Source organism: Methylobacterium sp. P3_A11 (assembly GCF_056403155.1).
Window position 1 is genome coordinate 1 of record NZ_JBFUGA010000113.1, and the last position, 18,926, is coordinate 18,926.

19 protein-coding genes and 1 tRNA gene are annotated in these 18,926 nt (G+C 67.9%); 6 read left to right on the forward strand and 14 right to left on the reverse strand.

The features are described 5' to 3' along the window. The 10 genes from AC1DXK_RS25750 to AC1DXK_RS25795 all read right to left on the reverse strand — a co-directional run. A partial coding sequence (locus tag AC1DXK_RS25750) for an alpha-D-glucose phosphate-specific phosphoglucomutase (RefSeq protein WP_477299414.1) occupies positions 1–978 on the reverse strand: 978 nt, incomplete at its 3' end. Between the two features lie 231 nt (positions 979–1,209). Then, complete coding sequence (gene scpA, locus AC1DXK_RS25755; protein WP_457105179.1) at positions 1,210–3,375, reverse strand: methylmalonyl-CoA mutase; 2,166 nt, start codon at positions 3,373–3,375, stop codon at positions 1,210–1,212. Positions 3,376–3,647: 272 nt separating this feature from the next. Beyond that, complete coding sequence (locus AC1DXK_RS25760) at positions 3,648–4,370, reverse strand: SURF1 family protein (protein ID WP_457105180.1); 723 nt, start codon at positions 4,368–4,370, stop codon at positions 3,648–3,650. Between the two features lie 68 nt (positions 4,371–4,438). Then, positions 4,439–4,843 carry a cytochrome o ubiquinol oxidase subunit IV gene (gene cyoD / locus AC1DXK_RS25765; protein WP_457105181.1) on the reverse strand — a complete coding sequence of 135 codons (405 nt, stop codon included), beginning with the start codon at positions 4,841–4,843 and terminating at the stop codon, positions 4,439–4,441. Then, the gene (cyoC, locus tag AC1DXK_RS25770; protein ID WP_457105182.1) at positions 4,840–5,472 is read right to left on the reverse strand and encodes a cytochrome o ubiquinol oxidase subunit III; all 633 of its coding nucleotides are present in this window, start codon (positions 5,470–5,472) and stop codon (positions 4,840–4,842) included. The genes cyoD and cyoC overlap by 4 nt, the downstream gene beginning before the upstream one ends. A 4-nt stretch (positions 5,473–5,476) precedes the next feature. Continuing rightward, positions 5,477–7,477, reverse strand: coding sequence for a cytochrome o ubiquinol oxidase subunit I (gene cyoB / locus AC1DXK_RS25775; RefSeq protein WP_457105183.1), 2,001 nt, complete (start codon positions 7,475–7,477; stop codon positions 5,477–5,479). Between the two features lie 92 nt (positions 7,478–7,569). After that, positions 7,570–8,793: a ubiquinol oxidase subunit II gene (cyoA, locus tag AC1DXK_RS25780; RefSeq protein WP_457105184.1), complete on the reverse strand. Its 1,224-nt coding sequence runs from the start codon at positions 8,791–8,793 to the stop codon at positions 7,570–7,572. Positions 8,794–8,956: 163 nt separating this feature from the next. After that, positions 8,957–10,294 carry an MFS transporter gene (locus AC1DXK_RS25785; RefSeq protein ID WP_457105185.1) on the reverse strand — a complete coding sequence of 446 codons (1,338 nt, stop codon included), beginning with the start codon at positions 10,292–10,294 and terminating at the stop codon, positions 8,957–8,959. Positions 10,295–10,461: 167 nt separating this feature from the next. Next, positions 10,462–12,648 carry a glycosyltransferase family 2 protein gene (locus AC1DXK_RS25790; protein ID WP_477299415.1) on the reverse strand — a complete coding sequence of 729 codons (2,187 nt, stop codon included), beginning with the start codon at positions 12,646–12,648 and terminating at the stop codon, positions 10,462–10,464. Next, complete coding sequence (locus AC1DXK_RS25795) at positions 12,648–13,691, reverse strand: hypothetical protein (RefSeq protein ID WP_457105187.1); 1,044 nt, start codon at positions 13,689–13,691, stop codon at positions 12,648–12,650. Before AC1DXK_RS25795 ends, AC1DXK_RS25790 begins: the two co-directional genes overlap by 1 nt. Before the next feature lie 230 nt (positions 13,692–13,921). Here AC1DXK_RS25795 and AC1DXK_RS25800 point away from each other — a divergent pair. The 3 genes from AC1DXK_RS25800 to AC1DXK_RS25810 all read left to right on the forward strand — a co-directional run bounded on the left by AC1DXK_RS25800 (position 13,922) and on the right by AC1DXK_RS25810 (position 14,549). Then, positions 13,922–13,996, forward strand: a tRNA-Val gene (locus AC1DXK_RS25800). Positions 13,997–14,106: 110 nt separating this feature from the next. Continuing rightward, positions 14,107–14,364, forward strand: coding sequence for a hypothetical protein (locus AC1DXK_RS25805; protein WP_457105188.1), 258 nt, complete (start codon positions 14,107–14,109; stop codon positions 14,362–14,364). Then, a complete protein-coding gene (locus AC1DXK_RS25810; protein WP_457105189.1) occupies positions 14,361–14,549 on the forward strand; it encodes a hypothetical protein in 189 nt (62 codons plus the stop codon). The genes AC1DXK_RS25805 and AC1DXK_RS25810 overlap by 4 nt, the downstream gene beginning before the upstream one ends. 217 nt (positions 14,550–14,766) lie before the next feature. Here AC1DXK_RS25810 and AC1DXK_RS25815 read toward each other — a convergent pair whose 3' ends face one another. Beyond that, entirely contained in the window at positions 14,767–15,228 is a 462-nt protein-coding gene (locus AC1DXK_RS25815) for a hypothetical protein (RefSeq protein ID WP_457105190.1), read from the reverse strand. Between the two features lie 818 nt (positions 15,229–16,046). Here AC1DXK_RS25815 and AC1DXK_RS25820 point away from each other — a divergent pair. The 3 genes from AC1DXK_RS25820 (at position 16,047) to AC1DXK_RS25830 (ending at position 17,389) form a co-directional block, all read left to right on the forward strand. Next, positions 16,047–16,217 (forward strand): hypothetical protein, encoded by a 171-nt coding sequence (locus AC1DXK_RS25820; protein WP_457105191.1) that lies wholly within the window; start codon positions 16,047–16,049, stop codon positions 16,215–16,217. Between the two features lie 94 nt (positions 16,218–16,311). Continuing rightward, a complete protein-coding gene (locus AC1DXK_RS25825; RefSeq protein WP_457105192.1) occupies positions 16,312–16,503 on the forward strand; it encodes a hypothetical protein in 192 nt (63 codons plus the stop codon). A 586-nt stretch (positions 16,504–17,089) separates the two neighbouring features. Then, complete coding sequence (locus tag AC1DXK_RS25830) at positions 17,090–17,389, forward strand: hypothetical protein (protein WP_457105193.1); 300 nt, start codon at positions 17,090–17,092, stop codon at positions 17,387–17,389. 3 nt (positions 17,390–17,392) lie between these two features. On the opposite strand, the gene AC1DXK_RS25835 is transcribed toward AC1DXK_RS25830, so the two are convergent. The 3 genes from AC1DXK_RS25835 to AC1DXK_RS25845 form a co-directional block, all read right to left on the reverse strand. Further along, the gene (locus AC1DXK_RS25835; protein ID WP_457105194.1) at positions 17,393–17,647 is read right to left on the reverse strand and encodes a hypothetical protein; all 255 of its coding nucleotides are present in this window, start codon (positions 17,645–17,647) and stop codon (positions 17,393–17,395) included. 100 nt (positions 17,648–17,747) lie between these two features. Continuing rightward, positions 17,748–17,948, reverse strand: coding sequence for a hypothetical protein (locus AC1DXK_RS25840; protein ID WP_457105195.1), 201 nt, complete (start codon positions 17,946–17,948; stop codon positions 17,748–17,750). 106 nt (positions 17,949–18,054) lie between these two features. Continuing rightward, positions 18,055–18,285: a DUF6894 family protein gene (locus tag AC1DXK_RS25845; protein ID WP_457105196.1), complete on the reverse strand. Its 231-nt coding sequence runs from the start codon at positions 18,283–18,285 to the stop codon at positions 18,055–18,057. Positions 18,286–18,926: the final 641 nt, after the last annotated feature.

Here is an 18,926-nt window from a genome sequence, read left to right on the forward strand (position 1 = left end):
GCTCGTGGGCATGGAGCGCGCGACCCCCGCGAGACCGCCCGCGTAGCCGGGCGCCCGRTGGGCGTGGGCGGCGAGCAGCGCGAGGCTGTCGCTCGGCGTCACGAACAGGCCCGGGGCCACGATCATGTTGCGGTCGCCGTCGCCGTCGGACGCCGCGCCGAAATCCGGCGCGGCGGGGCCCTGCATCAGGTCGAACAGGTCGTGGCAGTGGACCGGGTTGGGATCGGGGTGGTGGCCGCCGAAATCCTCCTTCGGCACGGCGTTGACCACCGTGCCGGCGGGGGCGCCGAGCATCCCCTCGAGGATCGCCGTCGCGTACGGCCCCGTCACCGCGCTCATGGCGTCGAAGCGCATGCGGAAGCCGGAGGCGAACAGGCGCGACACCGCGTCGAAGTCGATGAGCGTGCGCATCAGCTCGGCGTAGTCGGCCACCGGGTCGATCACCGTGACCGTCATGGCGCCGAGCCGGGTCTCGCCCAGCGTGTCGAGGTCGAGGTCGGGGGCCTCAACGAGGCGGTATTCCGTGATCGCCTTGGCGCGCGCGAAGATCGCGTCGGTGAGGGATTCCGGCGCCGGGCCGCCGTTGGCGGCGTTGAACTTGATGCCGAAATCGCCGTCCGGCCCGCCCGGGTTGTGGCTCGCCGACAGGATGATGCCGCCGAGCGCCTTGGCCTTCCGGATGACGCAGGAGGCGGCCGGCGTCGAGAGCAGGCCGCCGCGCCCGACCAGGACCCGGCCGAAGCCGTTGCCGGCGGCGAGGCGCAGGGTCTTCTGCACGACCTCGCGGTTGAGGAAGCGGCCGTCGCCGCCGAGCACCAGGGTGGCCCCAGCCTTGTCGGGCAGGGTGTCGAAGATCGCCTGGACGAAGTTCTCGACGTAGTTCGGCTGCCGGAACACCGGCACCTTCTTGCGCAGGCCGGAGGTGCCCGGCTTCTGGTCGGGGAAGGGCGTGGTGGCGACGGTCGTCGGGGTCGTCATAAGCGGGCGTCTCCCGGGCTCTCCCGCCTCAATGCCCGCGCGGAGGCGCGGCGTCACCAGCCCCGGCGACAGGGGCGGACTTTTTTTACGGCGTTTCGGGGGATCAGACGACGGAACCGTCTTTGCGAGCGGAGCGAAGCAATCCAGCGGCGCCGCGCTCACCGGGGTCGCGCGGCCCTGGGTCGCTTCGCTACGCTCGCGATGACGGCAGGATCGAAGCGTACCGCACCGCTACTCCGCCGCCTGCCGGGCCGCGTAGCCCAGCCGCTCGTTCAGCGCGCGGATCAGCTTGGCGGCTGCCTCCGCGATCACCGTGCCGGGCGGGAAGATCGCCGCCGCGCCCGCCGCCGTCAGCGCCGCGTAGTCGCCCGGCGGGATCACGCCGCCGATGGCGATCATCACGTCGTCCCGGCCCTGCTCGGTCAGCGCCGCCTTCAGCTCCGGCACCAGGGTCAGGTGGCCGGCGGCGAGCGACGAGACGCCGACGATGTGCACGTCGTTCTCCACCGCCTGGCGGGCGGCCTCCGCCGGCGTGGCGAAGAGCGGCCCGATATCCACGTCGAAGCCGAGATCCGCGAAGGCCGAGGCGATCACCTTCTGGCCGCGATCGTGCCCGTCCTGGCCCATCTTGGCGACCAGGATGCGCGGCCGGCGGCCGTCATTCTCCTCGAACGCCTCGACCAGCGCCCGGACTTCCTCGACCACTGGCGACATGCCCCCCACCTCGCGCTTGTAGACGCCGGAGATCGAGCGGATCTCGGCGCGGTGCCGGCCCCAGGCCTTCTCCAGGGCCTCGGAAATCTCGCCCACCGTCGCCTTGGCGCGGGCCGCCTCGACGGCGAGTTCCAGCAGGTTGCCGGCGCCGTCGGCGGCCTTCGTGAGCGCGTCGAGCCGGGCCGACACCGCGGCCTCGTCGCGCTCGGCGCGCAGGCGCTTGAGCTTGTCGATCTGGAGCCGGCGGACGTTGCCGTTGTCGACCCGCAGCAGCTCGATCGCCATCTCGTCGTCGGCGCGGAACTTGTTGATGCCCACAATGGTCTGACGGCCGGAATCGATCCGCGCCTGGGCGCGGGCGGCGGCCTCCTCGATGCGGAGCTTCGGGATGCCGGCCTCGATCGCCTTGGCCATGCCGCCGAGCCCGTCGACCTCGCGGATGTGCTCCCAGGCGCGCGCCACCATGTCGGCGGTGAGCTTCTCCACGTAGTAGGAGCCGCCCCAGGGATCGACGATCCGGGTGGTGCCGCTCTCCTGCTGGAGGAACAGCTGGGTGTTGCGGGCGATCCGGGCCGAGAAGTCGGTGGGGAGCGCCAGGGCCTCGTCCAGCGCGTTGGTGTGGAGCGACTGCGTGCCCCCTTGAGTCGCCGCCATCGCCTCGATGTTGGTGCGGGTGACGTTGTTGAACACGTCCTGCGCGGTGAGCGACCAGCCCGAGGTCTGCGAGTGGGTGCGCAGGGCCAGGGACTTCTCGGACTTCGGATCGAACCCCTTCACGAGCTTCGCCCAGATCAGGCGCGCGGCCCGCATCTTGGCGACCTCCATGAAGAAGTTGGTCGAGATCGCCCAGAAGAACGACAGGCGCGGGGCGAACTGGTCGATGGTCAGCCCGGCCGCCAGCCCCGCCTTGATGTACTCGACGCCGTCGGCCAGCGTGTAGGCGAGTTCCAGGTCGTTCGTCGCCCCGGCCTCCTGCATGTGGTAGCCGGAGATCGAGATCGAGTTGAACTTCGGCATGTTCTTCGACGTGTAGGCGAAGATGTCCGAGATGATCCGCATCGATCCCTTGGGGGGATAGATGTAGGTGTTGCGGACCATGAACTCCTTGAGGATGTCGTTCTGGATCGTGCCGGCGAGCTTCTGCGGCGGCACGCCCTGCTCCTCGGCGGCGACGATGTAGAGGGCGAGGATCGGCAGCACGGCGCCGTTCATCGTCATCGACACGGTCATCTCGTCGAGGGGAATCCCTGAGAACAGCGTGCGCATGTCGTAGATCGAGTCGATCGCCACGCCCGCCATGCCGACATCGCCCGAGACGCGGGGATGGTCGGAATCGTAGCCGCGGTGGGTGGCGAGGTCGAAGGCCACCGACAGGCCCTTCTGCCCGGCCGCGAGGTTGCGGCGGTAGAAGGCGTTCGAATCCTCGGCCGTGGAGAAGCCGGCATATTGCCGGATCGTCCAGGGCTGGGTGACGTACATGGTCGGGTAGGGGCCGCGCAGGAACGGCGCGATCCCCGGATAGGTGTCGAGGAACTCGATGCCCGCCCGGTCCTCCGGCCCGTAATGGCCCTTCACCGGGATGCCCTCCGGGGTCATCCAGGGCTCGGCCAGCGCCGGAGCCGCGACCGCGAGGGATTCGCCGGAGAACGGGATTTCGGCGAAGTTCGGGATGCGGGAGGTCATGGCGCTGACTCGTTGTGGCGTTTGTCACGCCATTATAGAGACGCGCTCGGAGCGGGCTACTCCCCCTGTGGTCGAGCCTTCGACGGGTGCTATCCGCCGCGCCCTTTCCCGGACAGGTGGAGCGAAGCGGAACCTGATCCGGGATCCAGCAGGGGAAGCGCCGCGAAGCGGCACTGAATGATGACGCTTCGCGATGTCTTGCGCTCGATCCCGGGTCGCATTCCGCTGGCGCTCCATGCGCCCGGGAAAAGGGCTGCGTGAAACGATATCCCTCAGCGCCCTTCCGCAACCCCGTCCTTCCTGCGCCCGCCCCGCAGCAGGTAGACCACCGCCCCCGCCAGCATCAGCGCCATCCCGTACCACGTGAGTGCGTAGACGAGGTGGTTGTTGGGGAAGGCGACCACCGTGAGGCCGCCCACCGGCAGGCCGCCGGGATTGGGCGTCGCGTCGGCATCGACGAAGTAGGGGGCGACGTCAGCGAGGCCCCGCGCCGCCGCGATCCCCGCGACGTCGCGGGAATACCAGCGGTCGTCCTTCGGGTCATTGGAGCGCAGGAAGGCGCCCTTCGGCTCGGTCAGCCGAAGGAGGCCGGTGACCGTCGCTTCGCCCGCGACCTGCCCGTCCCCCCGGGTCGCCGGATCCCGCCGGGCGCCGGGCACGAAGCCGCGGTTGACCAGCACGAGGGACCCGTCGGGACGGCGCAGGGGCGTCAGCACCCAGAAGCCGCCGCCCAGCTCGGTGACGGCCTGAACCAGGGTCTCGCGATCGTGCAGGAAGGTGCCCGCGAGCCGGACGTGCCGGTAGGCGTCGTCGGGGCCGACGCGCGCCCACGCGGCGGGACCGGGGGCCGGCACGGGCGGGGCGTGGACCCGGGCCTCGACCCGGGCGATCAGGTCGAGCTTCCAGGCCCGCCGCTCCACCTGCCAAGTTCCGAGCCCCAGGAGCACGACGAAGACCAGGCCCGCGCCGACGCCGAACACGGCGCGCCGCAGCAACGAGAGCGGGGCCGGGGAGGGGCTCAGGCCCCCCGCCGACCCCGCGGGCCTCGTCTCCGGACGCGCGCTCAGCGGGCGTTGTTCATGACGTCGTGGGCATCCATCGGCATCATGTTGTGGTTGAGGTGGTACATGACCCACACCGAGCCGGCGAGCATGATCACCACCAGCGTGATGGTGAAGATCAGCGCCATGAAGGTCCAGCCGCCCTCCGACTTCGTGCTCATGTGCAGGAAGTAGATGACGTGCACGACCATCTGGACGCCGCCGAGCGCCAGGATGACCAGGGTGGTGACGAGGCTGTTGTCGAGGACGTTGCCCATCACCAGCCAGAACGGGATCACCGTCAGGATCACCGACAGGACGAAGCCCGTCATGTAGCTCTGGAAGCTGCCGTGCCCGCCCTCGCTGTGGGCGTGGGCGTCGTGCGTGTCCTGACCGTGGCCGGTGAGGTGGCGTGCGTCGGCGCTCATTCGAGCACTCCCATCAGGTAGACGACGGTGAAGACGCCGATCCAGATCAGGTCGAGGAAGTGCCAGAACATCGACAGGCACATCAGCCGGCGCTTGTTCTCGACGATCAGGCCGCGCTTGCTGACCTGCACCATCAGCACGACGAGCCACAGGATGCCCATGGAGACGTGCAGTCCGTGGGTTCCGACCAGGGTGTAGAACGAGGACAGGAACGCGCTGCGCCAGGGCGGCGCGCCCTCGTGGAACAGGTGGACGAACTCCCGGATCTCCAGGGCCACGAAGGCGACGCCGAACAGGCCGGTGATGGCGAGCCAGATCTGCGTCTGCCTCACCCGGTCCCGGTCCATCTCCAGCATCGCGAAGCCGTAGGTGATGGACGAGAACAGCAGCATGGCGGTGTTCACCGCGATGCCCGGCAGGTCGAACAGCTCCTTCGGGGTGGGGCCGGCCGCGTAGCTGCGCCCGAGCACCCCGTAGGTCGCGAACAGGGTCGCGAAGATGAGGCAGTCGCTCATCAGGTAGAGCCAGAACCCGAGCATGGTCGAGCCCTCGGAATGATGGCCCTCCTCGTCGGTCTGGTAGAAGACCGGCGCCGCGGCGCCGGGGGGTGCAGTCTCCGCGTGCATCATCGGATCACGCCATCTCCAGTTCGCGCGTCCGCTGACCTTCCGTCCGACTGACGACGTCGGCGGGAATGTAGTAGTCGCGATTGTAATTAAAGGTGTGGGCGATCGCCACGACGAAGATCGCCACGAAGCTGAGGATCGCCAGCCACCAGACGTACCAGATCATGGCGATGCCGAAGGCGAAGTTCAGGCCCGCCAGGATCGCGCCGGTCGCGGTGTTCTTGGGCATGTGGATCGGCTTGTAGCCCTTGAGCGGGCGGTCGAAGCCACGGTTCTTCATGTCCCACCACGCGTCGGAATCGTGGACCACCGGCGTGAAGGCGAAGTTGTAGTCCGGCGGCGGCGAGGAGGTGGACCACTCGAGGGTCCGGCCGCCCCACGGGTCGCCGCTGAGGTCGCGCAGCTTGTCGCGGTTCCGGATCGAGACCACGAACATGATGATCTGCGAGGCGATGCCGCAGGCGATGAGCGCCGCGCCGATGGCCGCGATCACGAACCAGATCTGCAGCGACGGGTCGTCGAAATGCTGCATGCGCCGGGTCACGCCCATCAGGCCGAGCACGTAGAGCGGCATGAAGGCGACGTAGAACCCGGTGACCCAGAACACGAGGGCGACCTTCCCCCAGAACTCGTCGAGCTTGAAGCCGAAGGCCTTCGGGAACCAGAAGGTCACGCCGGCGAACATGCCGAACAGCACGCCGCCGATGATTACGTTGTGGAAGTGCGCGATCAGGAACAGCGAGTTGTGCAGCACGAAGTCGGCCGGAGGCACGGCCAAGAGGACGCCGGTCATGCCGCCGATCACGAAGGTGACGATGAACGCCACCACCCAGAGCATCGGCACCTCGAACCGGATCCGGCCGCGGTACATGGTGAACATCCAGTTGAAGATCTTCGCGCCCGTCGGGATCGAGATGATCATGGTCGTGATCCCGAAGAACGAGTTCACGTCCGCACCCGAGCCCATCGTGAAGAAGTGGTGCAGCCACACGAGGTAGGCGAGGATGGTGATGACCACCAGTGCGTAGACCATCGAGGTGTAGCCGAACAGGCGCTTGCCGCAGAAGGTCGAAGTGATCTCCGAGAACACGCCGAAGGCCGGCAGGATCAGGATGTAGACCTCCGGGTGACCCCAGATCCAGATCAGGTTGAAGTACAGCATGGCGTTGCCGCCGAGGTCGTTCGTGAAGAAATGCGTGCCGACGTAGCGGTCGAGCGACAGCATCGCGAGAACGGCCGTGAGGATCGGGAAGGCGGCCACGATCAGGATGTTGGTGCACAGCGACGACCAGACGAAGATCGGCAGCTTCATCATGGTCATGCCGGGCGCCCGCATCTTCACGATGGTGGCGATCAGGTTGATGCCCGAGAGCAGCGTCCCGATGCCGGCGATCTGCAGCGCCCAGATGTAGTAGTCGACGCCGACGCCGGGGCTCATGGAGGCCTCCGAGAGCGGCGGGTAGGCGAGCCAGGTGGCGCGGGAGAACTCGCCGACGAACAGCGAGACCATCACCAGCATGCCGCCGGCCACCGTCATCCAGAAGCTGAAGTTGTTCAGGAACGGGAAGGCGACGTCGCGGGCGCCGATCTGCAGCGGCACGGCGAAGTTCATGAGCCCCGTGACGAACGGCATCGCCACGAAGAAGATCATGATCATGCCGTGGGCGGTGAAGATCTGGTCGTAGTGGTGCGGCGGCAGGAAGCCCTGTTCCGAGCCGAACGCCACGGCCTGCTGCGAGCGCATCAGGATCGCGTCGGCGAAGCCGCGCAGCAGCATCACGCCCGCGAAGATGCAGTACATGATGCCGATCTTCTTGTGGTCGATCGACGTGATCCAGTCACGCCACATCGTCCCCCAGAAACGGTAGTAGGTGATGACGCCGAGCACGGCGAGGCCGACCACGGCGACCCCGGCGAACGTCGCCTGCAGGATCGGCTCATGGTAGGGGATCTGCTCGATCGTAAATCGACCGAAGAGCAGTTGCTGGAGGTCCAGGTTTGCGAACATGGGATCGGCCCGTTCAGTGGGTTCGACGGCGACCGCCGGTCTCGTGCGTGGGTTCCGCTCTCACGGCGAGCGGCTTGCGTGGTTGAATGGCGTCATTGGTTCAGTTGCTTGGGAGCGATCTGGTCGCCCTCGCTCCGGCCCTGGCCGGAGCCCGCGCCCTCGGGCGATGTCCGCCCCCGGACGTCGGGGTTGCCCATGTCGGGCCGCGGCTTCATGCCCTGCGGCTGCGTTTGGCCGTGCGGTCCCGTCCCCGAGGCCGGGACCGTCGCGCCGGGTCCCTCGACGCCGCGGTCGGCGAGCCGGTTGTCGTATTGCAGCCGCCGGTAGTTCTCGGCAGCCTCCGCGCCGGAGGCGCCGCCCTGCGCGTCGATCTTGGCCATCTCGCCGACGCACATCTGGTCCGGCCGCGGGCACATGCCGATGATCCGGTCGAAGAGCCCCTTCATGTAGGCCTTGTAGAGCCGCGCCGGCTCGGCCTCGCTCGGCTCCTCGAGCTTCAGGTAGGCCTCCTGGCTCAGCTCGCCGCCCTCGGCCTTGGCCTTGGCGATCCACTGGTCGAACTTGTCGTTGGTCAGGCCGTGGAACTTGAAGAACATGTTGGAGAAGCCGGCGCCGCTGTAATGGGCCGAGCGGCCCTCGTAGGCGCCCTCGCGGTTGATCACCGCGTGGAGCTGCGTCTGCATGCCCGGCATCGCGTAGACCATGCCGGCGAGGGTCGGCACGTAGAACGTGTTCATCACGTCGGTGGCGGTGATCTTGAAGCGGATCGGCCGGTCCACCGGCGCGGCCAGCTCGTTGACCGTGGCGATCCCGTATTGCGGGTAGAGGAACAGCCACTTCCAATCCATGGCCACCGCCTCGACCTCCAGCGGCACCGTGCCCGCCGGGACGTCGCGCTTGGGGTCGATCTTGCTGAGCGGCCGGAACGGATCTAGGGTGTGGGTCCCGATCCAGGTGAGGGCGCCCAGCGCGATGATGATCATCAGCGGCGCCGTCCAGATCAGCACCTCGAGTTGCGTCGAGTGGTGCCATTCCGGATCGTAGACCGCATCCTGGTTGCCGGCGCGGTAGCGCCACGCGAAGATCAGCGTGAAGGCGATCACCGGGACGATGATCAGAAGCATCAGCCCGGTGGCCGCCAGCACGAGGTTGCGCTGCTGCTCGGCCACGTAACCGGCCGGGTGCAGGACGACGAAGTTGCAGCCGCCCAGCAGCGTCAGGAGCGGCAGGGCGAGGAGCGGCAGGAGGCGGCGTCCGCTTGCGCCCCGAGGGCGCGCGGTCTCGGTCCTGTCGGGTCGATCGGTCGTGGAGGTCACAGCACGCGTCTCGTCATCCCACGCCGCTCGCGCGGCACTTTTGCCAGGCCGCTCGCGCGGCACTTTTGCCAAGCCGCTGCCGCGGCGCTTCTGCCGTGCCGCACGAGGCGGCGACCCTGTCAGCCAAGGGTGGGCGGCCAGCCTGCGCCGCCCGCCACAGCCGTCACATCTGACGCATTTCCGAGCGGTCGGTGAACAGGGCCACGAGGCTGCAGACCGCGCCGGACAGGAGATAGACCCCGATCATCGCCAACCCGTAGCGCTGCGACAGGAACAGCGCGACGAGCGGGGCGAACCCGGCCCCGAGCAGCCATGCGAAGTCCGAGGTCAGCGCCGCGCCGGTGTAGCGGTAGCGGTTGCCGAGGCGGGCGCTCACCGCACCCGCGGTCTGGCCGTAGGCGAGGCCGAGCAGCATGAAGCCGATCGTGACGTAGATCGTCTGGCCGATGGCGCTCTCGCCGAACAGGAGCGGCGCGATGATGCTGCCGACGGCGAAGAAGCCGATCAGCGAGCTGCTCATGATCAAGGAGTTGCGGCGGCCGATCTGGTCGGCGATCAGGCCGGAGGCCGCCACCGCGCCGGCGCACACGATGGCGCCCGAGAACTGGACGATCAGGAACTCGCCCGGCGAGCGGGTGGTGGTGTTGAGCGCCAGCCACGCGATCGGGAAGATCGTCACGAGATGGAACAGCGCGAAGGCGGCGAGCGGCACGAAGGCGCCGCGGATCACGTCGCCGGCGTGGTGGCGGAACAGCTCCAGGGCCGGGACCGGGCGCAGCCGGTCGAGGTCCATCATCCGGGCGAACTCGTCGGTGGCGACGAGGCGCAGCCGGGCGAACAGGGCGACCACGTTGATGGTGAAGGCGCAGTAGAACGGGAAGCGCCAGCCCCAGTCGATGAAGTCGGCCTCGTCGAGGTTGACGATGAAGAAGGCGAACAGGGCGCTGGCTACCATGAAGCCCAGCGGCGCGCCGAGCTGCGGGATCATCGCGTACCAGCCGCGCCGCTCCCGCGGGGCGTTCATGGCGAGGAGCGAGGCGAGGCCGTCCCAGGCGCCGCCCAGCGCGAGGCCCTGCAGGATCCGCAGGCCGGCGAGGATGTAGACCGCCGAGATGCCGATGCTGTCGTAGCGCGGCAGGAAGCTCACCGCCGCCGTCGACCCGCCGAGCAGGAACAGCGCCGTGGTCAGCTTGACGCTGCGCCCGTGGCGGCGGTCGATCGCCATGAACAGCACGGTGCCGACCGGCCGGGCGATGAAGGCGAGGGCGAAGATCGCGAAGGCGTAGAGCGTGCCCTTCAGGGGGTCGACGAAGGGGAAGAACACCTTCGGGAAGACGAGCACGCAGGCGATGCCGAAAACGAAGAAGTCGAAGTATTCGGACGCGCGTCCGATCACCACGCCGATGGCGATCTCGTTGGGATGAACCTTGTGGTCCCCCATCGCCTGCTGGGCGTCGCGCTCCAGGGTCGTGGCCGAGGCCATGGGTGTGTTCGAACTCATTGTTGGCTGCCGCCCTCGCCGCGCGTCCCTTGGGTCGCCTTGGCCGGAACCGCCTCATGCGGCATGTCCAGAGGTATCGCAACCGGCTCCGGACGCAAGTTCACCCACTGACGCATGCATAGCAACACGGGGTCGCGGACCGTGGGCGACGGAGCGGCGCGCGCCGCTCACACCCGGTAATGCGCGGAATTCCGTGACAGGTTGATGTTGTAATAGGGATCGGCGCGCAGCTCCGGCCCCCAGCGGTCCAGCATGGTCAGGACCTCGCCCTCGAAGCGCTTCTGCTTCTCCGGGGTGTCCTCCGCCCCGCGGCTCTTCGACTCGTGGTGGATCAGCGTGGCGAAGGGCGTCCAGATGATACGATAGCCGGCCCGGCGGACCTTCAGGCACAGGTCGACGTCGTTGAAGGCGACCTTCAGGGCCTGCGCGTCGAACCCGCCGACCTCCGTGAAAACCTGCGCGCGCATCGCCAGGCACGCCCCGGTGACCGCCGAGACCTCGTGGGCGATGACCATGCGGCAGAAATAGCCGGGATCGGTGTCCGCGGCACCGAGATGGCTGTGGCCGGCCACGCCCCCGATCCCCAGCACGATTCCGCCGTGCTGGATCGTCCGGTCAGGGTAGAGCAGCTTCGCCCCCACGGCGCCGATTTCCGGCCGCACCGCGTGGCGGACCAGCTCGGCGAGCCAGCCGGGCTCGAGCACCTCGATGTCGTTGTTGAGGAACAGGAGCACCGCGCCGGTGGCCGCGGCGGCGCCGCGGTTCGACAGGTCCGAGAAGTTGAAGGCGCCGGGCACCGGCACGACGCGCAGCCGCGGATCGTCCCGGTAGCGGGCGAACAGGGCCGCGGTCTCGGGCTCGCAGCTGTCGTTGTCGACGATGATCACCTCGATGTCGGGGTAGTCGGTCGAGCCGAGCAGCCCGTCGAGGGTCACCGCCAGGATCTCGGCCCGGTCCCGGGTCGGGATGATCGCGGAGACCCGCGGCGGCGGCGCCGGCAGCGGCCGGATCAGGCGGTTGAAGCCGCCGGGACCGCGCTCCGCCCGGCCGCCAAAGGGGGCCACGACCTCCTCCAGGGCGCGCAGGCGCGCGGCCTCCGCCCGGGCGAGGGACCGGTCCGAGAAGGTACCGGAGCCCTGCGCGGCGCGCCAGTGATAGAGCACCCGCGGGATGTGGCGGATGCGGCCGGGGTCGAGCCCGTCGGTCAGCCGCAGCAGCAGGTCGTGGTCCTGGCTGCCCTCGAAGCCCGGGCGCAGGCCTCCGACGGCGCGAAGGGCCTCGGTGCGCACGACCGTGAGATGATTGATGTAGTTCTGCGCGTAGAGAAGCTCGCGGTCGAAGCACGCCTTGAAGTGCGGGTCGAACCGGCGGCCGCGCCCGTCGATCTTGTCCTCGTCGCTGTAGATCAGCACGAGGTCCGGATCGCGGCGCAGCGCCCGGGCGACCTCGTAGAGGGCGTCGTCGGTGAGGGCGTCGTCGTGGTCCATGAAGGCGCAGACCGCGCCCCGGGCCATGCCTAGCGCGTCGTTGGTCGCCCGGGCGATGTGGCCGTTCTCCGCCCGGGTGAGGATGCGGATCCGCGGGTCGGCCTCGGCGGCGCGGGCCAGGATCCGCGGGATTTCGGGGCGCGTCGAGGCGTCGTCGACGGCGCACAATTCCCAGTGGGGATAGAGCTGCCCGCGCAGCGACGCGAGGGCCGCCCGCAGCACCTTCGGGTCGGGATCGTGGACCGGCATCAGCACGGAGATCAGGGGCGGATCGGTCCAGGCGGCGATCTCGGCGGCGATCCCGTCCCGCTCGGCGCGACGCAGGGCGTGGGTGCCGAGCCAGGCCTCGTAGCCGCTCACGCGCCGGTGGCGCAGCGCCCGGCCGAGGTAGCCCCGCGCGCGCACCTTCTTGCCGAGGAGCCGCCAGTACAGGGCCTGCACGGTCAGGCCGGGATCGCGCAGGAGGCCGCGTGCGGCCAGGATCGGCCGGGCGAGCCTGCGCACGGCGATCCGGCGCAGCCGGACCGGGACCCGCCCGGCCGGGTCGGCCACGCGCAGCTCGACGACGTCCTCGGGCAGGCAGCCGATCCACGCGAAGGCGCCCCCACCGCGGGGCTCCTGGGGCAGCAGCGAGCCCGGACGCCCGTCGGCGCCGACGAAGCTGAGATCCGGGACGGTGTCGCGGCCCTCGGCGGGGTCATTGGACAGGACGATCTCGACCCAGCGGCCCGCGAGTTCCGGAAGCGGGACGCGCAGCCCGTCGGAGCCCGCCCGGGCCGTCAGGGCGCGCCCCTTGCGCCAGAGCCCCGTGAGCTGCGTCGGCGGAAGGCGGGGTTCGGACACGGCCGGCCCGGTCGAACGCACCATCAGCTCCAGCTCTTGTCGACCGAGGCCTTCACGGCGTCCGACATAGCAACGTCGAACACGATCATGTCCTCGACCGCCTTGACGGACGTCAGGCGCTCGGCGAGCGCCAGCGTCTCGGCCGGCACCGGGGGCAGGGCCGGAATCGGCGTGCCGATACCCAGGCGGTCGAACAGCGTCGACGCGAAGGCGGGAAACCGGGTCTTGTGTCCGACGATCCCGACCCGGGCGAGAATCTCGATCGCCGCGATGGAGTTGCCCGGATGCAGCCGGTCGTCCGGCATGCGGGTCCCGAGCTGGCGGGTCAGCGGATTGTAGAGCAGGCGGTAGGCGGGCTCCGGCAGCATGCGGAAGAAGCGCTTGAGGCTCTTCACGTCGGAGAAGTCGTAGCCCTCCGCGAAGGCGGCGGCCTCGGCGAGCGAGCCGAGGCGCCAGCTGCGCGCCGGATCGGCGGCATCGGCCGCCCGGGCCTTCAGCCAGCGCATCCGGGTCGCCATCTCGATCTGCGGCTCCTGCAGCAGGATCGCCGTGATCATCAGATCCGGCGTCATGAAGTTCTCGTAGCGCGGGACGGTGATGGCCCCCGAGAGGAAGGCCGACGGCGCGGCCGGGCCGGTCAGCACGCAGCTCAGGATCTCGTCCGGAAGCTTGTGGATGCCGAAGTAGCAATGCTGGAAATGCGGGAAGAGTGCCGTCTGCAGGACGCTCTCGGGCTCGATGCCGGTGTTGATCAGCATGGTCCGCAGCCGCACCCGTCCCTCGCTCGGCACGCGGCGGTAGACCAGCACGTTGGTGTCGGCATCGTAGAGTTCGAGCCGCGGGATCTCGGGCAGCCCGGGCACCTCTGCCTCCGTGACCACGAAGGTGCACTGCCCGGTGGCGTGCCAGCCGTTGCGCTTGAACGCCTCGTCGGTGACGCTGGCCGGGACCTCAGCCACGCGTCGTCCGTCGACCGCGACCACGACCCGGCTGATGGCGAGGGGATTGTCCGGCACGATCCAGCCGCGGATCGAAAGGCCCTGATCGTGGTCGATGAAGTAGCGCATGTCCCGAAGCGTGAGGCGGCGGCGTACCGGCGCCCCGTGTCCGCCCTGTGTCGCGGCACGGCCGGATGCCGAGCGGCAGGGCCATAGCGCATTTTTCCGCCGGCGTGCACCAGGGCGGCGTCGGCCGGCTGGACGCCGTCGATCCGGCCCGTCCCGCGCAGGTTCCGCTTGCGCCCTCGCCGAGCAGCGGCTATAGGCCCCGCCCACCGGAGCACGCATGGCTCCGGCCCGGGCGCGTAGCTCAGCGGGAGAGCACTACCTTGACATGGTAGGGGTCACAGGTTCGATCCCTGTCGCGCCCACCATCTAATCTATTGAGGTTGGATGGTTTTTTGACTGGAAACGGCCGTTTGCTTAGGTCTCCCAGGTTCAGCGAACCTGAGACGTGTCCAGCGAGCCTCACCGGCAGGTTCGCGTGGCCATCCCCCCAACCGTTTTCGAACCACGTGAAGCCGCCGAAATCTCCGAGCTGGAGATCGATGCGGCGGTCGATACGGTGCCGGCCGACCTCGCCACCGAATCGTACCCGCTCGCGAAGTGCTGGACCCTCGACCTTGTCGAGACCGTCCGGGCGAATACCCACGCGGACGAGGCGCTGACCACCGACAAGCCGGCGTGGAAGTGGCCCATGATCCGGACCGCGATCCTGCTGGCGCATTCGGTGAACGGATGAGCTTCGTCGAGTACGACCCGGTCGCAGAGGCCGTCGAGTTGCTGCGCGTATGCGGGCACTCCGTCGAACCGGACGGCGATTTCGAGCATTGGCGGATCGATGGTGGCGAGCGGATTTCGCTGGAGCATCTCCTGGGGCTCGCGCTTCGGCTCGGCCTCACAGAGGGTCCCAGTCGGTTGCAGTAGGCCGGCAAGATGCCGAAGGCCCCATCACCTGGAGGCGCCCAGCCGCGCTTGGATAGCCGCCCGCGCGTCCTGGTCGCGCTGACGTCCGAGCCATCGACCGCAACCGAGATCGCCGAGCGCGCCGGCCTGACCGGCCGGGAGCGGTCCCTGCATGCGACTCGCGCCCTGATGCGCCTGAAGGCCGACGGCTTGGCGGTCAGCGAGACGCACCGGAATTTCACGCGTTGGCGCTCCGCGGCGGCACCTCTCGCTTCCGCACGATCCGAGCGCGATCCCGAAGCGTGACCTCGTGTGCCGGCCATTCCAGGCAGGCGGCCTCGAACGCAACGATCGCCATGGACAGCGGATAGATCGTCGCGAGGTGCAGCTCGACGTTGCCGCCGGTCTTGCGCCAGACCTCGATCGTGTAAGGCACGCCCGGCGGTACCGGAGGGTTCTTCTCGGCGGGCGGCGGCAGTGTGATCGCGGCGAGGCAGAGGTGCTCGTATTTCCGCGCGGACGGCGCTCCAGGCGGCCGTTGGTAGCGGCACGAGGCTGTCAGGTGGCGCAGGACGTCGAGCGTGGAGATGTCGGCCCCGTAGCGACCGATCAGGCTGGCGACGGTGTATCGCCCAGAGCGCTTGCAAGAAGCGCAGTCGACGTACACCCGACCGGGCGCTGCATCACCCAGGCGCCCCATTCTGGCGGCCTCCGTTCGCGAACGAATGAGGAACAAACCTGAGGAGATCACGCCCCGCAAGGTGCGGCCGGCAGCGTTCTTCGCGACCAGTGGACGAATGTGAATGGAAGCCGATTTCGGCTGTCAGACCATCGGCTTGTGCGAAAAGTGCGGTTGGCTCAGAGCAGTCCGTCCATCGGGCCGCCGGTTAGCGTCTTGGCGACCATCACGGCGCCGACTTTTTTTGGCCAGTCCGCCGCAGGTCTGCGCGGGTGCGGCGGCTTACGTGGAATGGCCCAAGATGCATCGCGAGGGGGGATACTAGCACCTTCCCCAACCCAACTGGCGCTCCACCGTGACAACCTGTTTGCGGCAGGATGTTGATCTGCCGCAAACGGAGCTAACGCCCGCGAGACACGGGCCTGGCGTGCTCGGACAGGCGCTCGATCTGGTCGCGCCAAGAGGCAACGGCGGGCGAGAGGTCTTACATCATGCGGTCATTCTGCCGAGGCCGGCCGCAAAGCAGTCGGTTCCCAGGGCTGCCTCTCAATAAACCGAGACAGTCGCGGCACGGCGAAGCAGTACGCTCCGCGTCGATTTATGCAGATAAACTCTCGCTCTGCTCGCTGGTCAACGCGATCACCCTCTCGGCCCCGCCCCGACCTGCTCAGGCGGCGGCGGAGCGTCCGATCTCACCAGCGCGTGTGAGCCGAGCCGATACGCAACGCGGTTCGCTGGCAGGATGGCCGGGAGCGACGGTCGCAGCCCAACCAAGCGAAACCGAAACTTAAGCTTACCGGCCCACCTTCCCTGTCTCGTCCCGACTACCGGTGTCATCCATGACCCTTGCTTTATTAGCCGCCCTGGTTGCTGGGGCGATGTGTCTTGGGATGATCTCTGTACTCGTGCCGCTTCAGCGCCGGCAGGAAGAGGTCGAGTTGGCAAATCTTGACGAAGACGACTTCTTCGACATCGGCGGTCCCATCATCGATTTGCAGGTTACGCGCTAGACGCGCGTCCCGCGAATTTACCGTTCGTCGGTCGGTTGGCAGGGCATGACAAGCCCGCACCAGCGGACCGGGCAGGTCAAAGCGGAGGTGCGCCGTGGACCCTCAACCTTTCACTATTGCTACCGAGGCTGAAGCGCAGACATATCTGGCCGATCTCCTCAAGAACCCAAAAAATCGGTTCATGAACGAGATCGCGAGACACTGCGCCCTGCGGGTCCGCAACCCGAAGATCAAGGCGTTCTTTCTGACCGAAGGCGCCACAATGCTCGCAGAGATGAAGGCGTAGGGCCGAAACAAGAAAGCCCGCACCGGCGAACCGGGCGGGTGAAGTGGCAAACAGTCCAAAAAAGCCCCACCGGGCGGTGAGGCGAAACGATACGTAGGTTTCGACTGTCGATTAGAAGACGGTGCGACGGCGTGTCGTCGGCCGCCTAGCACGTATCGAAAAAAGCCCGCCGCAGCGCTGGGCCGGGCGGACTGAGCTATCGGAGGTTTGAGGTCGGTTACTTACCGCTTGGCGCTGCCCCGCTGCCGGTGGCGCCATTACCGCTGCTACCGGATCCAGCCGGCGCGCCAGAAGTGGAGGTGTTTCCGTTGGGCGTGGACTGCGCGGTAGCTATCCCGGCGCTGCTGGCAATGAGCGCGAGGGCGAGAAGGGCTGACTGAACGCTTCGGCTGGTCATGGCACTCTCAGGTCACAGTAATCCGGCACATGCCGGTATGGCCTGACCAACTGTGGATGAGGGCCGGCGTTCCAGTCGGTACCCTGGGTGATTAAGTCCCACCGACCCGCCTTCGCCATCCAGCCTCGTAGTTCTGCACGCCGTCGCGAAACAGGTTGCCAGAGGCAACGGCTCCGCTAACCTTCTCCCATGCGCACAGCCGTCGCCTTCCTCGCTCTCGTCGCTGCCGGTGGGGCGCAGGCTCAGCAGCAGCTTCCGACCGTCCCCGAGCTGCTGACCGCTGAGGTGAAGGCTGCGCAGGCCTGTGAGGGCTCTGGAGATCCGGCCATCCTCAGGGAGCAGTGCCGGCTCCGCGATCGGCTCAGCGGCCGCCTTGCTCAGGCCGGCTACTGTTACGGCCGGAAGGGACAGGCTGAGGGAAAGATGGAGTGGCACGCCTGCCAGCCGGACTCGATCTACGAGGACGACATCGAGGCGGTGCAGCGCTGAGGCCTACTCGACCGCTCCAAGATGGCGCGTCGACACGCCGCTGAAGTGTTTTGGGTTCAGCGGGCAGCCGGGATGCGCCCGGCGGGGCGAAAGCGACAGGTGCCGTTCCAGGCCGTAGGAGCCGAGGAGCGAGATCCGACCATGGCAGATCGGGCAGCGCTTGATTGCGTTGCGGTGAAGCAGTTGCGCCTCTTTCAGGCCAAGTGCGTTCCACACGCCATCCACGTTCACTTCGCAACTTTGGATAGAGGTCGCCATACCGGATCATGGCCAATGGTCTGGCGATCCGATAGGCCGCACCGGTTACACATCACCTCCGCTCGGCGCCGCCCCGATCTGCTCACGGGCGGGTGGGGTGTCATCGATCCGAGCCGCTGAGTAGCTTTTCGACCATGGCCATGCCGGCGGCTTGGGCTTTTGCTTCGGTCGGATAGCTACGGTCGGAGCGCTGAGCCAGCTTGCCGTGCTTGCGGATCGCGAAGTTGTAGGCGCCGCCCTCTTCCTTCGGAGGGATAACCTCCAGCGTGTAGGGGTGGATGTTCGTCTCACTGTCGCTCATGGCCAAGTCATGCCACGCTCGCTCAGCAGGGCCAAGGCTGATCTGTCGCCCAATCGGCTCACGGGGCGGGGGAACGTCCGATTTCAGCCGCATCTGGCCGAGCGCCCTACTGATCCGTAATTTCGATGCTGGCCCGCGCTCGCATCACGAGTTTCCCGTCTTGGTCGTAAGCTCGGGCGCTGCACTCGGTCGCACCATCGATCGCGCTTTCGTCGCGAAGGATCGCCGCCAGCGTCTCTCGAAGCATGACGCGCAAAGCCCTGGGGTCGGATAGCTCGACGCCCTCGTCGTCATCGATCTCGATGCCTTTGGCTGTGCTGATGAAGTAGCGCGGCATCGACACCTCCTTGGTCAGGCCCCCTACACTGCAAACCGAAGACATCGCCAACGGTTCTCCGCAGCCTGCGCCGGTATTCCAGGCACGAAAAGCCCGCGCCGGCGGACCGGGCGACCCTTCCCAGATTCGAATCTCTGGGGATCTAAGGCCGAATCTATGCGCAGCGTAGCGGGGCAGCGGAAATGAGGAAGCCCCGAGCGGCGGTGCCGGCGGGGCCGAGGTGATCTAGGTGAATGTCGAGGCCCGGTTTAATCACAGGTGGCAGCGGGATCCAAGACTCTGACTCGAAACGCGCCTCGGCTGAGTCCGAGCCCACGGCTCATCGGGTGGACCGGCTCAGCGGCCCGCCAGCCCGACCTTCGCCAGCACGATTCCTCCGAACGCCAGCAGCGCCGCCGACGCGAGTCCCCAGCGGATTTGGACTTGCCTCAAGAAAGTGGTTCTCCCGCACTTTGCGTGGAACGGTCGCGGTGACGGGGATGCCACGGGCTGGTTCACCAGGGGGATGATCCTGTCCTCATCCCTGCCGGGCTGCGCCATCGAGCGCGTCATCCGGAGCGACGGTCGTCTTGTCGTCTTCGCCCATGCGCGGCGTGTGCATGGGCGTTGCCCGACCTGTGGCACGACCAGCTCTGCCGTTC

Excerpts from the sequence above, each read along its gene's own strand:
- scpA (WP_457105179.1), bottom strand. The coding sequence starts at position 3,375 with ATGACCTCCCGCATCCCGAACTTCGCCGAAATCCCGTTCTCCGGCGAA.
- cyoD (WP_457105181.1), bottom strand. The coding sequence starts at position 4,843 with ATGAGCGCCGACGCACGCCACCTCACCGGCCACGGTCAGGACACGCAC.
- cyoC (WP_457105182.1), bottom strand. The coding sequence starts at position 5,472 with ATGATGCACGCGGAGACTGCACCCCCCGGCGCCGCGGCGCCGGTCTTC.
- cyoB (WP_457105183.1), bottom strand. The coding sequence starts at position 7,477 with ATGTTCGCAAACCTGGACCTCCAGCAACTGCTCTTCGGTCGATTTACG.
- AC1DXK_RS25785 (WP_457105185.1), bottom strand. The coding sequence starts at position 10,294 with ATGAGTTCGAACACACCCATGGCCTCGGCCACGACCCTGGAGCGCGAC.
- AC1DXK_RS25790 (WP_477299415.1), bottom strand. The coding sequence starts at position 12,648 with ATGGTGCGTTCGACCGGGCCGGCCGTGTCCGAACCCCGCCTTCCGCCG.
- AC1DXK_RS25795 (WP_457105187.1), bottom strand. The coding sequence starts at position 13,691 with ATGCGCTACTTCATCGACCACGATCAGGGCCTTTCGATCCGCGGCTGG.
- AC1DXK_RS25810 (WP_457105189.1), top strand. The coding sequence starts at position 14,361 with ATGAGCTTCGTCGAGTACGACCCGGTCGCAGAGGCCGTCGAGTTGCTG.
- AC1DXK_RS25815 (WP_457105190.1), bottom strand. The coding sequence starts at position 15,228 with ATGGGGCGCCTGGGTGATGCAGCGCCCGGTCGGGTGTACGTCGACTGC.
- AC1DXK_RS25820 (WP_457105191.1), top strand. The coding sequence starts at position 16,047 with ATGACCCTTGCTTTATTAGCCGCCCTGGTTGCTGGGGCGATGTGTCTT.
- AC1DXK_RS25830 (WP_457105193.1), top strand. The coding sequence starts at position 17,090 with ATGCGCACAGCCGTCGCCTTCCTCGCTCTCGTCGCTGCCGGTGGGGCG.
- AC1DXK_RS25835 (WP_457105194.1), bottom strand. The coding sequence starts at position 17,647 with ATGGCGACCTCTATCCAAAGTTGCGAAGTGAACGTGGATGGCGTGTGG.
- AC1DXK_RS25840 (WP_457105195.1), bottom strand. The coding sequence starts at position 17,948 with ATGAGCGACAGTGAGACGAACATCCACCCCTACACGCTGGAGGTTATC.
- AC1DXK_RS25845 (WP_457105196.1), bottom strand. The coding sequence starts at position 18,285 with ATGCCGCGCTACTTCATCAGCACAGCCAAAGGCATCGAGATCGATGAC.